This window comes from Salinicoccus sesuvii, assembly GCF_042648145.1.
GTDB classification, from domain to species: Bacteria; Bacillota; Bacilli; order Staphylococcales; family Salinicoccaceae; genus Salinicoccus; species Salinicoccus sesuvii.
Genome location: NZ_JBHRWV010000007.1, coordinates 465,799 through 482,387, shown reverse-complemented (window position 1 = coordinate 482,387; position 16,589 = coordinate 465,799). Strand labels below are relative to the sequence as shown.

12 protein-coding genes are annotated in these 16,589 nt (G+C 44.6%); 10 read left to right on the top strand and 2 right to left on the bottom strand.

Annotated features, from left to right (window positions below; translation table 11 throughout):
* The first annotated feature begins 10 nt into the window (after positions 1-10).
* The 9 genes from ACFOJ8_RS08155 to pyrE are packed head-to-tail and all read left to right on the top strand — an operon-like array spanning position 11 to position 10,735.
* On the top strand, positions 11-1,333 hold the full coding sequence (locus ACFOJ8_RS08155; protein ID WP_380655044.1) for a uracil-xanthine permease family protein: 1,323 nt from the start codon (positions 11-13) through the stop codon (positions 1,331-1,333).
* Positions 1,326-2,207: an aspartate carbamoyltransferase catalytic subunit gene (locus tag ACFOJ8_RS08150; RefSeq protein WP_380655041.1), complete on the top strand. Its 882-nt coding sequence runs from the start codon at positions 1,326-1,328 to the stop codon at positions 2,205-2,207. The genes ACFOJ8_RS08155 and ACFOJ8_RS08150 overlap by 8 nt, the downstream gene beginning before the upstream one ends.
* Positions 2,207-3,481, top strand: coding sequence for a dihydroorotase (locus ACFOJ8_RS08145; protein WP_380655038.1), 1,275 nt, complete (start codon positions 2,207-2,209; stop codon positions 3,479-3,481). Before ACFOJ8_RS08150 ends, ACFOJ8_RS08145 begins: the two co-directional genes overlap by 1 nt.
* A gap of 2 nt (positions 3,482-3,483) precedes the next feature.
* On the top strand, positions 3,484-4,566 hold the full coding sequence (gene carA / locus ACFOJ8_RS08140; protein ID WP_380657087.1) for a glutamine-hydrolyzing carbamoyl-phosphate synthase small subunit: 1,083 nt from the start codon (positions 3,484-3,486) through the stop codon (positions 4,564-4,566).
* A complete protein-coding gene (gene carB / locus ACFOJ8_RS08135; RefSeq protein WP_380655036.1) occupies positions 4,559-7,735 on the top strand; it encodes a carbamoyl-phosphate synthase large subunit in 3,177 nt (1,058 codons plus the stop codon). The genes carA and carB overlap by 8 nt, the downstream gene beginning before the upstream one ends.
* Positions 7,736-7,743: 8 nt before the next feature.
* On the top strand, positions 7,744-8,493 hold the full coding sequence (locus ACFOJ8_RS08130; protein ID WP_380655034.1) for a dihydroorotate dehydrogenase electron transfer subunit: 750 nt from the start codon (positions 7,744-7,746) through the stop codon (positions 8,491-8,493).
* Positions 8,490-9,410, top strand: coding sequence for a dihydroorotate dehydrogenase (locus ACFOJ8_RS08125; RefSeq protein ID WP_380655031.1), 921 nt, complete (start codon positions 8,490-8,492; stop codon positions 9,408-9,410). Before ACFOJ8_RS08130 ends, ACFOJ8_RS08125 begins: the two co-directional genes overlap by 4 nt.
* A gap of 10 nt (positions 9,411-9,420) precedes the next feature.
* Entirely contained in the window at positions 9,421-10,119 is a 699-nt protein-coding gene (gene pyrF, locus ACFOJ8_RS08120) for an orotidine-5'-phosphate decarboxylase (RefSeq protein ID WP_380655028.1), read from the top strand.
* A gap of 1 nt (position 10,120) precedes the next feature.
* Positions 10,121-10,735: an orotate phosphoribosyltransferase gene (gene pyrE, locus ACFOJ8_RS08115; RefSeq protein ID WP_380655026.1), complete on the top strand. Its 615-nt coding sequence runs from the start codon at positions 10,121-10,123 to the stop codon at positions 10,733-10,735.
* Between the two features lie 35 nt (positions 10,736-10,770).
* On the opposite strand, the gene ACFOJ8_RS08110 is transcribed toward pyrE, so the two are convergent.
* Positions 10,771-12,414 carry a phospho-sugar mutase gene (locus tag ACFOJ8_RS08110; RefSeq protein WP_380655024.1) on the bottom strand — a complete coding sequence of 548 codons (1,644 nt, stop codon included), beginning with the start codon at positions 12,412-12,414 and terminating at the stop codon, positions 10,771-10,773.
* 26 nt (positions 12,415-12,440) lie between these two features.
* Positions 12,441-14,507 (bottom strand): type I pullulanase, encoded by a 2,067-nt coding sequence (gene pulA / locus ACFOJ8_RS08105; RefSeq protein ID WP_380655022.1) that lies wholly within the window; start codon positions 14,505-14,507, stop codon positions 12,441-12,443.
* A gap of 155 nt (positions 14,508-14,662) precedes the next feature.
* On the opposite strand from pulA, the gene glgB reads away from it, so the two are divergent.
* On the top strand, positions 14,663-16,588 hold the full coding sequence (gene glgB, locus ACFOJ8_RS08100; protein ID WP_380655019.1) for a 1,4-alpha-glucan branching protein GlgB: 1,926 nt from the start codon (positions 14,663-14,665) through the stop codon (positions 16,586-16,588).
* Position 16,589 lies beyond the last annotated feature (1 nt).

Genomic DNA, 16,589 nt, shown 5'->3' with positions numbered 1-16,589 from the left:
GATAAAAGTTATGCAGGATAGAGAATCAACAGAAGAAATTTATAGCAAAAATGTAGAACCGGTACTGGACGTACACGAGAAACCAAAGCCCGCCCAATGGCTGTTGCTGAGTTCTCAACACCTTTTCGCGATGTTCGGTGCGACTGTACTTGTTCCTTTTCTAACCGGATTACCGATTTCAGCGGCACTGATTGCGAGCGGCATCGGTACGTTGCTCTACCTGCTTATCACAAAAGGGCAGATACCTGCTTACTTGGGTTCAAGTTTTGCATTCATTCTGCCCATCACCATTGCCCTTGGCGCTAACAGCCTCGGTGAAGTACTGACGGCTCTATTCTTCAGCGGTGTGCTCTATGTTGTCATCGGGCTTATCATCAGGTTGTTCGGCATCAGCTGGCTGATGAACCTTCTGCCACCGATAGTCGTCGGTCCAGTCATCATGGTCATCGGTCTCGGTCTTGCACCGGTTGCTGTGGATATGGCTATGTATACCGATTCAGGAAGCCAAGAAGGCTACAGCATGCTCTACATACTCGTTGCCGCCGTCACGCTCATCATAACCATCTGTGCTTCCATTTTTCTAAGAGGCGTATTGTCACTTATACCGATCTTGATCGGTATCGTTGGCGGCTACATCACAGCAGTGCTTGTTGGAATCGTCGATTTCACTGATATTATGAATACAGGTTGGTTTGTCTTGCCAGATGTGCATGTACCTTTTGTATCCTATGAACCGACACTCAACATCGGTCTGATGATCGTCATGCTACCAATCGTTTTTGTTACAGTCAGTGAACACATTGGTCACCAGATGGTTATTAACAAAATCGTCGGGCGCAACTTCTTCAAAAAGCCTGGCCTGCACCGCTCATTGATCGGTGATGGTGTCTCCACAATGTTCTCAAGCATCATCGGTGGTCCACCGACGACAACATATGGTGAGAATATCGGTGTGCTTGCCATTACACGCATATTCAGTGTCTGGGTCATTGGAGGTGCTGGTGTGCTTGCAGTCTTACTCGGTTTCATCGGCAAATTCACAGCGGTAGTCCAAAGCATTCCTTCCCCAGTTATGGGCGGAGTATCCATTCTATTGTTTGGGATCATCGCATCAAGTGGTCTCAGGATGCTGATCGACGAGCAGGTGAATCTTGACTCCAAAAGAAATCTGGTTATCGCTTCGGTCATTTTGGTTATCGGTATCGGCAAGGCGCACTTAGATTTTACAATCGGCGATATCCCATTCAATCTTGAAGGCATGGCACTCGCGGCTGTGGCAGGTATCGTCCTCAATGCGATTCTTCCGAAGGAGGCACCTTTAAAAGATGAATGATCTTCTATCTATGCATCAGCTCACAGATACAGATATCATGCGGCTCATCAAGCGGGCACTCGAGATGAAAGCCGGGAAGTATACGCCTTACAAAGAAACAAAATATATAGCGAATCTCTTCTTCGAACCTTCGACTCGTACTAAGGCAAGCTTCGAAATGGCAGAAAAACGCCTTGGCATCACGTCGATTCCATTCGATGTTGACCACAGCTCGGTTACGAAGGGTGAATCACTCTATGATACTTGCCGTACGATGGAGGCCATCGGTTGCGAGGCTTTAGTTATACGGCACGGCATCACACAGTACTATGATGAAATGGAGGCGCTCGGCATTCCAATCATCAATGGTGGAGATGGCAGTGGATCGCACCCGACTCAGTCGCTCCTTGATCTGATGACAATCTATGAAAAATTTGGTCGTTTTGATGGCTTAAAAGTGCTGATTGCCGGAGATATTTCACACAGCCGTGTGGCCAAAAGTAACCAGCAGGCACTGTCGAAGCTTGGCGCTGAAGTCAGATTTTGTGCACCTGAAGCTTGGCAAGATGACAGTATAGCGGTGCCTTATGTCAATTTAGATGACGCAGTTGGGGAAGCGGATGTCGTCATGTTATTGCGTGTACAACACGAACGGCATGGGGATACAGTCGATTTCACAAAAAAGAGTTACCATATGAATTACGGTATGACGTTGTCACGACACCAGCATATGAAGGAGAATGCCATAATTATGCACCCGGCACCAGTAAATCGAGATGTCGAGATAGACGGCCGTCTAATAGAAGGGCCGCGCTCTGTGATATTTGAACAGATGAATAATGGTGTTTTTATGCGTATGAGTGTACTACAAGAAATTTTTGGGAGTGAAGAATAATGGGATTGCTTTTAAAAAATGGGATGCTACTCGAGAACAATAATGAGGTTAAAAAAGATGTTTTCATTGAAAATGGTATAATCACGCAGATTGCTGATAACATCGAAAAAGAAAACGAAGAGATGGTGGATTGTTCAGGATTGCTCATCGCACCAGGATTTGTGGATGTCCACGTACATTTGAGAGAACCAGGTGGCGAACATAAGGAGACAATCGAAACAGGCACACTGGCTGCGGCGCGTGGTGGATTCACCGCTGTCTGTCCAATGCCGAATACGAGACCGGTACCAGATAATGCAAAAACACTCTCAAACATAAATAATCGGATCAAGGAGACAGCACACGTTAAAGTCATTCCTTACGCTTCCATCACAGAGCGTCAATTGGGTCGCGATCTAGTTGATTTTCCTGCATTGAAGCAGGAGGGGGCATTTGCTTTTACAGACGACGGTGTTGGCGTACAGAATGCTGATATGATGCTCCAAGCAATGATTGAGGCCGCAAAGGTTGGGATGCCTGTTGTTGCGCATACTGAAGAGAATACATTAATCCATGGTGGAGCCATTCATGAAGGGAAAACAAGCCGGAAACTTGGGTTGCCCGGCATTCCGTCTGTTGCGGAATCGGTACATATTGCAAGGGATATCCTGCTCGCGGAAGCTGCCGGCTGCCATTACCACGTGTGTCATGTGAGTACTAAGGAGAGTGTGCGTATCATTCGAGATGCGAAGCGTGCAGGCGTACATGTTACAGCAGAAGTTACACCACATCACCTAGTACTCGACGAGAATGACATTACAAGTGATGATGCGAATTTTAAAATGAACCCACCACTTAGAGGGAGTGAAGACCGTGAAGCTCTGATTAATGGGTTACTCGATGGTACGATCGACTTGATTGCGACAGATCATGCGCCGCACGCTGAGGCTGAGAAGGCCGTTGGCGTTGAGACAGCACCATTCGGTATTACCGGTAGCGAAAACGCCTTTCAGTTGCTCTATACGAAATTAGTTAAAAATGGCACATTCACCTTGCAACAACTCATCGATTGGATGACAGTCAAACCGGCCGAAACATTCAATATGAATATGGGTGTTTTAGCAGAAGGCGGAGCTGCTGATATCACAATTATCAACCTGGAGAAAAAATATATACTCGATAAAGACAAGTTCTACTCAAAAGCTCGTAATACGCCATTTGACGGGATGGAATTGGAATCGGATATCCATATGACCATCGTTGATGGCAAAATCGTATACAAGGAGGAAGCATGATGCTGAAAGAAAAAAGATATCTAGTACTGGAAGACGGTACGGTCTATGAAGGCTATCCTTTTGGAGCCAACAAGTCATCTGAAGGGGAGCTTGTCTTCAATACGACAATGACAGGAGCACAGGAAGTGATTACAGATTTGTCCTATACGGACCAAATCATTACGTTCACTTATCCACTGATTGGAAACACGGGGATGAACACAGAGGATAACGAATCACTTATGGCACAGGCACGCGGTGTGGTTGTCAGGGAAGCAAGTACTGGACCTTCTAACTTCCGTACTTCGGAGACGTTAGATGAATTTCTGAAGCGTCATGATATTCCCGGAATCAGCGGTATTGATACCAGAAGCATCACAAGGAAGCTAAGAAGCGGGGGCGTTATGAAAGCCATCATCACTGATGAGACATATCATGAGGATCTGATTGAACTGCTGCAGAATTCAAGCTTCCGTACAGATCAGGTCAAACGTGTGGCGACGAAAACACCGTATATTTCAACTGGGCCTGGTCCACGTGTTGTACTGATCGACTACGGCAAAAAAGAGAACATCGTCCGCCACTTAAACAATTTCGGATGTGATGTTACTGTCGTTCCTTATGATACGACCGCTGAAGAGATTAGACAGATGCGACCAGACGGTATCATGTTATCTAACGGACCTGGAGATCCCGCTAATATACAAGATCAAATCGAAACCGTAAGGGAACTTCTTGGAATCCCGCTATTCGGCATATGTATGGGTCATCAGGTATTTGGTATTGCGTGTGGCGCGAAGACATTTAAGATGAAGTTCGGCCACCGCGGCAGCAACCATCCCGTCAAGAATCTTGCGACAGGAAAAATTGAAATATCCTCGCAGAACCACGGTTATTCCATCGACCCAGATTCTCTTCAGGGGACAGGGCTTGAAGTGACTCATATTGCCTTGAATGATAACACTGTAGAAGGACTCAGACATACGGAATATCCCGCATTCTCAGTACAATATCACCCGGAAGCCAGTTCCGGTCCACACGATCCAGAATATCTTTTTAAAGAATTTATAGACTTGATGAAGCAGAAGGAGGGCAATCATGCCTAAACGTAAAGACATTGAAACAATTCTCGTCATAGGAAGTGGCCCAATCATCATTGGCCAGGCAGCAGAATTCGACTACGCAGGAACACAAGCCTGCGTTGCACTAAGGGAAGAGGGCTACCGTGTCATTCTCGTAAATTCGAACCCAGCGACAATCATGACGGATAAGGAAATCGCCGATGTTGTCTATATTGAACCACTCACTCCGGATTTTATCGCAAGAATTATCCGCAAGGAGCAACCAGATGCGCTGCTTCCTACGCTTGGGGGGCAGGTTGGCCTGAACATGGCAGTCGAACTCGATCGTCTAGGCATCCTTGAAGAAAACGGTGTGGAACTACTTGGAACAAAACTATCTTCTATTAAGCAGGCAGAAGATCGTGATCTGTTCAGACAACTGATGAACCAGATGGAAGTGCCTGTTCCGGATTCTGACATTATTACCACGATGAATGAAGCAATTACTTTCAAAAATCGCGTTGGATATCCATTTATCGTACGTCCAGCTTTTACTATGGGTGGAACAGGCGGCGGTATCTGCTACAACGATGAGGATTTGAGGGAAATCGTGGCGAACGGTTTGAAGTACTCTCCGGTCAGCCAGTGTCTAGTCGAAAAGTCGATTGCGGGCTTCAAAGAAGTTGAATATGAAGTGATGCGCGACTCCAATGATAACGCGATTGTTGTATGCAACATGGAGAACATTGACCCGGTGGGCATCCATACCGGAGATTCCATTGTAGTTGCACCAACCCAAACACTGACTGACAAGGAGCATCAGATGCTTCGTAATGTCTCGCTCGATGTCATCCGAGAGCTCGAAATTGAGGGCGGCTGCAACGTTCAACTGGCCCTTGACCCGTATTCATTCGATTACTATATTATCGAAGTGAATCCGAGGGTTTCACGTTCTTCGGCACTGGCTTCGAAAGCAACAGGCTATCCAATTGCCAAGCTTGCAGCCAAGATTGCCATTGGTCTGACCCTGGATGAAATGGTTAATCCCATCACTGGTACTAGTTATGCCGCGTTTGAGCCGGCACTGGATTATGTTGTTTCCAAAATTCCACGTTTCCCATTCGATAAGTTCGAGAAAGGGGAGCGCAAACTGGGCACCCAGATGAAGGCCACAGGGGAAGTTATGGCTATAGGTCGTACTTACGAGGAATCCTTGCTGAAAGCCATTCGTTCTCTTGAATATGGTGTCCACCACCTTGGCTTGCCAAACGGTGATGCATTCGAATTAGACTACATCAATGAAATGATTCAGCAACAGAGTGACGAAAGACTTTTCTATATCGGCGAAGCATTGAGACGTGGAGTATCAATGGAAACCATTCACGAATGGACAAAAATCGATATGTTCTTCCTCAGAAAATTCCAGCATATCATCGATATCGAGCATGAATTGAAAGAAAATCCAGAATCTATGGATCATCTTAAATGGGCCAAAACATACGGTTTCAGCGACAGGGTTATTGGTCATCGCTGGAATATGACCGAAGAAGAAGTTTTCCAATTGCGTAAGTCGCAAGGTTTGATGCCAGTCTATAAAATGGTGGATACATGTGCTGCAGAGTTTGAGTCGGCAACGCCTTACTTCTATGGCACATACGAAATGGAGAATGAATCCATCGTTAGTGATAGAGAGAAAATCATTGTTCTTGGCAGTGGTCCGATACGTATCGGACAGGGCGTCGAGTTCGACTATGCTACTGTACATGCTGTATGGGCAATACAAGAAGCAGGATATGAAGCGATCATCATCAATAACAACCCTGAAACGGTTTCGACAGACTTCTCGATTTCAGACAAACTCTACTTTGAACCATTGACCCATGAAGATGTTATGAACATTATCGAGCTGGAGCAGCCGAAAGGTGTCGTTGTCCAGTTTGGTGGACAGACGGCTATCAACCTAGCAGATCGTTTGGAACGCGATGGCGTAAAAATTCTCGGAACCGCCCTCGATGACTTAGATCGTGCCGAGGATAGAAAACGCTTCGAAGCACTGCTACGCGAAATTGATGTACCACAGCCACTCGGTAAGACAGCGACAAACGAGCAAGAGGCCCTAGATAATGCTAACCACATTGGCTATCCGGTACTCGTACGTCCAAGCTACGTGCTCGGTGGACGTGCCATGGAAATTGTGCATGACGAAAATGAATTGAAAAACTATATGAGGGATGCGGTCAAAGCATCTCCAGAACATCCGGTACTGATCGACCGCTATCTGACAGGTAAAGAAATAGAAGTGGATGCTATCTGTGATGGAGAAAATGTCATTATTCCAGGAATTATGGAGCATATTGAACGTGCCGGTGTACACTCTGGCGATTCTATTGCGGTCTATCCTCCTGTTACGCTCACTAACAATGAAATTGCTACGCTAAAGGACTACACAGAAAAGTTGGCACTTGGTCTCAACACCATTGGTCTAATTAACATCCAGTTCGTCCTTTCGGATGGAGAAGTCTACGTACTCGAAGTCAACCCACGCGCAAGTCGAACAGTGCCATTCATGAGCAAAATCACTGAAATTCCTATGGCCAACCTTGCAATGAAGGCGATACTTGGCGTGGACTTAAGAGATACAGACTATCCACTCGGGCTTGCACCATTCCAGAAAGGCTACCATGTCAAAGCACCAGTATTTAGCTTTAGTAAGCTTAAGAATGTGGATATCACACTCGGGCCAGAAATGAAATCGACAGGGGAAGTTATGGGTAAAGACCTAAGCTTGAACAAAGCACTATATAAAGGACTTGTCGCAAGCGGACTCGAAGTCAAAGACCACGGTACAGTGCTCATCACAGTGGCAGATAAAGACAAAGAAGAAGCAGTCAAGCTGGCACATCGCCTCTCCCAGTGTGGTTACCGTATCATGGCGACTGAAGGCACAGGCAGAGCGCTTGAGGAATATAACATCCCGTACATTACTGTAGATAAGGTCAGCGAAGGTGAAAACAGCCTCCTGAAAAACATTCAGAATGGCAGTGTTCAGATTGTCATCAATACAATGACGAAAGGAAAGCAAGTCGAGAGAGATGGTTTCAGAATTAGAAGGGAATCTGTTGAAAATGGTATTCCTTGCCTGACTTCCCTTGATACGGCACGTACACTTGTCGAGGTCATTGAGAGCATGACGTTTAATATGGAAAAGATGTAGGTGAAAAGATGAAAAATCTGATGACCGTTGTAGAACAAAATTGTATTGCGGACAAGATCTACGAAATGGTGCTTGAAGGGGAAATTGCTAGCAGCATAAGAACGCCAGGACAATTTGTCCACGTCCGCATCAATGATACAACAGAGCATGTCCTGAGACGCCCCATATCCATCGCAGATATCAATCATGAACATTCTAGGTTCACTGTCATATATCGCGCTGAAGGAGAAGGAACAAGAAAACTTTCAAAGCTTGGAACAGGAGACGTTGTCGACATTCTTTCTCCTCTCGGGAACGGTTATCCACTCGAGCAGAATAGCCACGTACTTATTGTCGGAGGCGGCATTGGAGTGCCTCCGCTCTATGAGCTTTCAAAACAGTTGAATCGCCTCGGTGTTAAAACAACGCACGTTCTCGGTTTCAACTCGAAGAAGGATGTCTTCTACGAAGAGAAATTTAAGCTGCTCGGGGAAACTTATATTGCCACTGCAGATGGATCATATGGAAGTGAAGGATTCGTCACGGATGTCATTGACGGACTCGATCAAGATTTTGATTGTTTTTATGCCTGTGGTCCTAAAGTTATGCTCAAAGTTTTAAGTGAAACGATTGAGATGGACGGTTATATTTCACTCGAGGAACGTATGGGATGCGGGTTCGGTGTATGCTACGCATGCGTATGTGAGACAGCAGAAGGCGATTGGATTAAGCTTTGTACTGAAGGTCCCGTTTTTAAGAAGGGAGAGATCCGACTATGAACAACCAAAAACTGAATATAACTCTTCCTGGACTTGATCTCAAAAATCCAATCATGCCTGCTTCTGGCTGTTTCAGCTTCGGTGAAGAGTTCTCGAGATTATATGATCTGTCGGATCTCGGGGCCATCATGATCAAGGCAGCAACACATGAGTCAAGAATTGGAAATCGCACACCGCGCGTCGCGGAGACTTCAAGTGGTATGCTAAACGCCATCGGTCTTCAAAACCCAGGTGTCGACCATATTATCGAGCACGAGCTAAAGTTCCTCGAACAGTTCGATGTACCGATTATCGCTAACGTTGCTGGCAGTGAAATCGATGACTATGTTATTGTGGCGGATAAAATTTCAAAAGTCTCCAACGTCAATGCCCTTGAACTTAACATCTCCTGTCCAAATGTTAAAGAAGGGGGCATACAGTTTGGTACGGACCCTGAAACTGCGAGACGACTCACGTCACGTGTTAAAGAAGTATCGGACGTACCGGTGTATGTGAAGCTATCACCAAATGTGACGAACATCGTGGATATGGCGAAAAGTGTCGGCGATATTGCCGATGGTTTGACGATGATTAACACGTTGGTTGGAATGCGTCTCGATAACCGAGGACGTCCAATTCTCTCGAACATCACTGGAGGGCTCAGTGGTCCTGCCATCAAACCGATAAGTCTGAATATGATCTATCAGGTTCGCCAACACCTACCAGAGATTCCGATTATCGGGATGGGAGGAATTTCAAATGTCGATGATATTTTAGATTATATTTCTGTAGGTGCAGATGCAGTGGCGATTGGAACGATGAACTTTACCGATCCCATGATCTGTCCAACTCTCATTCAAGCACTTGACAATAGAGTATCCGAGATGGGTCTTGGTCATCTTCACGACCTTAAAGGACGCGCCTACAAAACACTCTAAGGAGGATGTTATGAACAGACCGATAATAGCTCTAGATTTTAGTACAATGGCAGAAGTCGAAGGATTTCTTACTCAGTTCAATGAACCACTTTTCGTAAAGGTGGGTATGGAGCTCTATCTTCAACAGGGGCCAACGATTATCAAAGAAATTCGTGCGATGGGGCACGACATCTTTCTGGACCTCAAACTGCATGATATTCCAAATACTGTTGGGAAGGCCATGGCAGGACTAGGGTCGTTAGACGTGCAGATGACGAACGTTCATGCACAGGGAGGATCTTCCATGATGAAACGCGCAGCCGAGTCCTTTAAGGACCGTAACCCAGACGGCATACTGATCGCTGTGACACAATTGACTTCGACAAGTGAAGAAATGATGCAACGGGAGCAGAAATCCATACTGTCATTAGATGAGAGTGTCATCCATTATGCGCAACTTGCTAAGGATTCCGGTCTTGACGGTGTCGTATCATCTCCACTTGAATCCCAATTAATACACGAGCATTGCGGGAACGACTTCCTGACGATTACGCCCGGTATCCGTCTAAATGAAGATTCAAAGGACGACCAGGCGAGGGTGGTTACGCCAGCCCGCGCCCATGTACTTGGAAGTGACTATATAGTAGTCGGTCGATCTATTACAAAAGCGAGTAATCCAGTCGGTCAATACATTAAAGTAAAAGAAGAATGGGAAAGCGGGGCAGAATAAGTTGAAACAACGAGTAGCAGAAATACTTTTAAACATCAATGCTGTGGAGCTGAGTCCGGATGCACCTTTTACTTGGGCGAGCGGTATCCAATCTCCAATATACTGTGATAACCGAAAAATTATCGGTGATGTTGAGGCAAGAAATGAAATTGCCGATGCATTTGTACGCCAGATCAAAAATCATACACCTGATATAGAAGTGATTGCTGGTACATCGACTGCAGGCATCCCTCACGCAGCTTATATTAGTGAAAAACTCGGACTTCCGATGTGTTATGTACGGGGAAGCAAGAAAAAACATGGCAAAGGTAATCAGATTGAAGGGTCAAGCGTTTCGGGTAAAAAGGTTGTTCTTGTTGAAGATCTCATTTCTACTGGTGGTTCTTGCCTAGAGGCTGCAGAAGCACTGAAGGAGCATTCAGCGGACCTGATGGCCGTTGTAGCTATATTTACATATGGTATTCCATCATCAAAGCAGGCTTTCCACGAGGCAATGCTCCCGCTCTATACATTGAGTGATCTCGATACTCTTATTAATGTCAGCATAGAACGTGGTGCAATAACGGAGACACAGAAAAAAACAGTTTTGGACTTCAGAGAAAATCTTTCCAAATAAAAAATCAGAATGGTTATCCATTCTGATTTTTTATTTTAATTTTCGAATATCATTGCATTGATTGCTTTCGATTCCGCTTCGATATCGTCACTCTCGAGTGATACGTAGAGTTTGATTTTGGGCTCTGTGCCCGAAGGACGAAGTGCAATCCAGCCATCTTCAAAATGTATTTTAATGACGTTTGCCACGGGCAAATCAATTGCTTCCGAAGTGCCATCGTTATACGTTCTTTCTTGTCTCTCAAAGTCTTCGGTCATCACAACTTTGCGCCCTTTTATTTCATCTGGTGCATTGTTGCGGAACTGTGTCATGATTTCTTCGATTTTCTTCTTACCGCTTGCACCTTCAAAAGTATGACTGAACAAAATTTCCATTCGTCTGCCATATCTTTCGTAGATAGATTCTAAAGCGTCTACGAGCGTCATGTCATCATTCTTCAGTTCACTCGCCATGGAGATGATATAAGGAACAATTTGAATGGCATCCTTATCCCTTACAAATGGTTCGAGCAAATAGCCGTAACTTTCTTCATAGCCGAGTATAAACTGATGAGAATCATGTTCCTCAAGAAGTTTGATTTGCTCACCGATATACTTGAACCCGGTCAAGACTTCGATCATCTTGCCACCCTTGTCTTCTACAATTTTACGACCTAGATCACTGGTAACAATGGATTTGATGACTACGGGCGTACTACCTTTATGCATTTTAAGTCTGTGATCGAGAAGTAGTATACCAAGCTGATTGCCGTTAAGATGAATATATTTGCCTTCGTGTAGTACCTGAAGACCAATTCTATCGGCGTCGGGATCGGTTGCGATTAAAACATCGGCCTCCGTCTTTGTGCCAAGTTTCCTTGCTTCTTCAAATGCTTCGACACTTTCAGGGTTTGGAGATTTGACGGTCGGGAAGTCGCCGTCTGGCTGGCACTGTTCACGGACGAGTGTATAGTTACTGAAGCCAAGCGTATCAAGCATCTCTGGAACAATCGGTACGCTTGTACCGTGCAGACTTGAAAAAATAACTTCTAGATTGGAACTTGGTATTTTAGGAATAAAAGATGTAATATTATCTCTGTATTTTTCTTCCATGTCATGCTCTATATACTTTGCCTCACCAGATTCGAGTGCTCGATCAAACGGAGTGCTGTCGATATTGAATATATCTTCGACGGCGTTAATTTTTCTACTTAACTCGGCAGCCGGTTCATCAATCAGTTGGGCACCATCTGGCCCATACACTTTAATGCCATTATATTCTGGTGGATTATGGCTTGCTGTAATCATGACCCCAAAGTCTGCACCATGTTCTCTAACATGGAATGAAAGTTCTGGTGTTGAGATGTACTGTTCGGACAAGCGGACTTCGACATTATTATGAACGAGGACGCTTGTCATTGTCTCTGCGAATTCGCGGGAAAAATGACGCGTATCATAACCGATAACAACAAGCGGTTTTGTTTTTTGCTCAAGTCCACGTGCGAGACCGAGTGCTACTTTTTCAACATTGTAGCGATTGAGACGATTGGGACCAAGACCAAGCTTACCTCTGATTCCCGCTGTACCGAACGACAGCATATCTGAATAGGCATCTTCTTTCTCCTCATCGGATAGAGCACCGTAAGCTTCTGCTGTGATAAAGCTGCCTTCGATATTGTCCTCCCATTGTTTTCTGTCCATTGATGATCACACTCCTGATTTTGTCATTATTTATTGCCTTCCACTTTTCTCAGTATTGCTACTTCGTAGCCTTTGATATAGAAACTGCGGTTGTACACACCTTTATCATAATGTCTTTGATTTGAAATCTCAATCTCATAATCGTCGAGTGTATCAAAATCAAGCTCCATAGATTTTTCTGTCGGGTTGATGATGATCATGAATGTGCTGCTGTCATATGAAATTTTTACTCCAAAGCCGTTAGGAAGGTTGCTGAAAGTAATAAACGATACCGCCTTGCCAATACTTTCCCTGTCTTTGAGTCTGAAAACATCTTCTTTCTTCCGGAATTGTATCAGAGATTTGACGAACTCTATATTGTCCTGATACTTTGCGCGCCTATTCCAATCCATCCGGTTTAGGAGGTCACTCAAGTTATATGTGTTACCATGACCGAATTTTGTTCTGAAAAATTCCTGGCCGGCATGCAGGAAAGGGGTTCCGAAGGATAACAAAACGAGTGCAGTTGCAATCTGGTGCTGACTTTCTAATATATATTGACGCTTGCCAGATGAATATCTTAGGCGATCGTAGAGTGTGTGGTTGTCATGGACTTCTACATAATTGATACTCATCTGGGCAGTGAATGGTCTTTGGCGTCCTATATATAGATCCCGTACAGTATCGATTCCCTGACCATCACCATTTACATATCCCTTCTCACTCAAATCGAAATTACTGCCTTTAAGGGAATCTCTAAAGTGATCGTTGAAGAAATGTACCGAGGGGACACGATAACTGTGTTCAGGCAACGTTTTTTTGTAGTAGTCAAGAGCAGTAGGAAGATCCCAGCCTTCACCGAGGAGGAATATCTCGCGATCCTGATTTTCTGTGATCCATTCGATGCCTTGCATCGTTTCAACATCTAGTGCACCCATCAGATCGAATCTGTATCCGTCTATGCGGTAATGGTCAAGCCAGAAGGTTACGGTATCCAGGATGAATTGTCGCGTCATCATTTTTTCAGTTGCGAAATCATTGCCGACACCAGTGCCATTTGACAACGACAAGTCTGCATTATGTCTAAAGTAATATCCAGGTACGAGCTTCTCAAAACTTGATGTTTCTATTTGGTAGACATGGTTATAGACAACATCCAGTATGACCTTCATACCGTTCTCATGTAAGGTCCGAATCAGTGTCTGTAGTTCTAGAATCCGACTGATGGGGTCACTAGGATCGGTGGCATAGCTACCTTCAGGTACCATAAAGAAATTGGGATCGTATCCCCAGTTGTATTTCGCTTCGCGATTAAGCTCGTCTACAGTAGCAAAATCATTTACCGGCATCAGTTCGATATGCGTGACTCCCAGTTCTTTCATATAACTGAGCCCGCTTGTCAGACGATGTTTTGTAGTGGTCGCTTCTGTCATTCCAAGGTAGAGTCCGCGCCATTCTTCTCTGACACCGCTATTCGGATGGGAGGTGATATCTCTGATGTGTGTTTCATAGATGATGGCAGAATCATTTGGAATATCTGGTACAGGATGCCGACTGAATCCTGGGTTTATTCGTTCAAAGTCGACGACCATTGCTTCCTTCGCGTTGGCAGAGACTGCTTTGACGTAGGGATCAATGACATTATGAGTAACATGATTATGACTGGCTTCGTAGTGGTAGTACTTTCCATGACAGTCCTTTTCAATGGTCTTCTCAAAATAGCCATTGATTTTCTTCATCTGATACGGTTCACCGTCAAGGATCAGTCGGCACTCTATCACCGTCGGAGCGAATACTCGAAAGGTTGTTTGTGACCGTTTATAGTCCGCGCCCATTATCTGATCTGTAGCATAATTAAGATCAAACTCAATAGACATTGGATATCGTCCCATTCTGAGGGGATACATGTTGTTCTCATAGGTGATGCAGGTGAAATAATCGAGGCTAACAGGAGAATCGAGCCACACTATTAGATAGTCCGCGTACTTCTCAATCGTGTTGATTGGGAGTGTTTCATTATTCTGGATGATGGAAAGCGCTTCTTTTTGTATTTTTTGTATATGGTTACTTAATAAGGTGATTTGATATGGTGCATCTAAATATGCATCAATCATAAATGGCCTCCGTCCGCTTGAAGTGAATGGTATTTACATATAAAATGAATTTTACCTTAACAAGTTCAGATTATTATAACTTTTGTAACATTAATTTTGAGTTGTAAAATCAATTTGAGGGTATATGAACAGTATAACGTAAAGGGGGAAAAATTTTGAACGCAGAAAACTTGGAAATGGATAAATATCTGTTCCATCAAGGCACCCATTATACAGCATATAATTTCCTTGGTGCACATGTGTGCGATGGTTCAGTAAGATTCATAACGTGGGCGCCAAATGCGAAGCATGTACAACTTGCCTGTGACAAGAACGACTACACGGGAGAAGGATTCGATTTTGAAAGACTGGGCGACCAGGGTCTGTGGATACTGATAACCCCCCGACTGCAGGCCGGAGATAAATATAAGTATAAAATCTATTATTCCGATACCTATCACCTAAAAGCAGATCCTTACGGCTTCTATCAAGAAAGACGTCCGGCAACCGCTAGCATTATCCACAACAGTGATTTCGAATTTACGGATGCCGCCTGGTTGGAGAAGCGTAAGAAACTCAATGTTTACGAAACGCCCATTAGCATATATGAGCTACACCTTGGAACATGGATGAAGCACCCGGTTGAAAGTACTGAAAATAAGACTGTCGATGAAATTACCGATGAGTCCTACTACACTTACAAGGAAATCGCCGATCCATTGGTTTCATATGTAAAAGAAATGGGGTATACCCATGTAGAATTCCTGCCTCTTACAGAACACCCATTCGATCTTTCATGGGGGTATCAAGTTACCGGCTATTTTTCGGCAACCAGTCGTTATGGTAGGCCTGAAGAGTTGAAATATCTAATCAATGAGCTCCATAAATCGGATATAGGGGTTATCATGGATTTTGTGCCAGCGCACTTTTGCAAAGATGCGCATGGTTTGCGCCTGTTCGACGGCACTCCCACCTATGAACACCCAAATGAGGAGATTGCTGAGAAGCGCGAGTGGGGCACATTGACGTTTGATTACGGACGGCCAGAAGTCCAGTCCTTCCTCGTTTCGGCAGCAATGTATTGGATACGAGAATTTCATATCGATGGTCTCAGGATCGATGCGGTACACAGTATGATCGATTTAAACTTTGAAAATAAAGAAGAAAATAGAAAAATTTTCAATGAAGATGGTACAGAAGATAACATTGCGGGTATTGAATTATTGAAAAAATTGAATACTGTAGCTTTTGAATATGATGAAACACTCCTTATGATGGCTGAGGATTCCTCGGATGAACCTATGGTGACAAGCCCGGTATACGCTGGTGGGCTTGGTTTTAACTTCAAGTGGGACCTCGGTTGGATGCACGACCGTTTGGATTTTATGGAGGAAGATTTCAGTGCTCGTGAATACAACCACAACAAGCTCACATTCTCGATGGCCTACAAATACAATGAAAACTACCTGCTGCCACTTTCGCATGACGAAGTGGTGCATGGGAAAAAATCTATTGTAGGCAAGATGGCAGGAGACCAGTGGCAGCAATTTGCCCAGACACGTTTGCTCTATGGTAACCAGATGAGCGAGCCTGGTAAACAGCTGCTGTTCATGGGCCAAGAATTTGGGATGTATCATGAGTGGAAAGATAAGGAGCAGCTTGATTGGCATCTACTCGATTATCCGATTCATTCGGCGTTAAAAAAGTATGTATCCGATTTGAACCGTCTCTACGTGAAGCATCCGGAATTCCATCGCGCTGATTTTCAGCCTGAAGGGTTCAGATGGTTGCTGGTTGATGACAGTACTCACTCAATACTGAGTTATGTCCGGCGAGACGAAGGTTCCTTCAAGGTATGCGTCTTCAACTATCGGCCGGAGGTATACCACGACTTCAAAATTCCCGTGCCAGAACCGGGTGTTTATAGAGAAATATTCAACAGTGACAGCGAAGACTACTCTGGTTCAGGCGTAGTCAGCAATGGACGTCATTTCACCAAGGATGAGAACTATATAAGGGAGTCCCAGTATATACAAATCAGCGTGGCTCCTTTGGCATTCCAAGTATTCGATTTAGAAGACAAGAAAATTGGGAGGAACTAAT

Excerpts from the sequence above, each read along its gene's own strand:
- ACFOJ8_RS08155 (WP_380655044.1), top strand. The coding sequence starts at position 11 with ATGCAGGATAGAGAATCAACAGAAGAAATTTATAGCAAAAATGTAGAA.
- ACFOJ8_RS08150 (WP_380655041.1), top strand. The coding sequence starts at position 1,326 with ATGAATGATCTTCTATCTATGCATCAGCTCACAGATACAGATATCATG.
- ACFOJ8_RS08145 (WP_380655038.1), top strand. The coding sequence starts at position 2,207 with ATGGGATTGCTTTTAAAAAATGGGATGCTACTCGAGAACAATAATGAG.
- carB (WP_380655036.1), top strand. The coding sequence starts at position 4,559 with ATGCCTAAACGTAAAGACATTGAAACAATTCTCGTCATAGGAAGTGGC.
- ACFOJ8_RS08130 (WP_380655034.1), top strand. The coding sequence starts at position 7,744 with ATGAAAAATCTGATGACCGTTGTAGAACAAAATTGTATTGCGGACAAG.
- ACFOJ8_RS08125 (WP_380655031.1), top strand. The coding sequence starts at position 8,490 with ATGAACAACCAAAAACTGAATATAACTCTTCCTGGACTTGATCTCAAA.
- pyrF (WP_380655028.1), top strand. The coding sequence starts at position 9,421 with ATGAACAGACCGATAATAGCTCTAGATTTTAGTACAATGGCAGAAGTC.
- ACFOJ8_RS08110 (WP_380655024.1), bottom strand. The coding sequence starts at position 12,414 with ATGGACAGAAAACAATGGGAGGACAATATCGAAGGCAGCTTTATCACA.
- pulA (WP_380655022.1), bottom strand. The coding sequence starts at position 14,507 with ATGATTGATGCATATTTAGATGCACCATATCAAATCACCTTATTAAGT.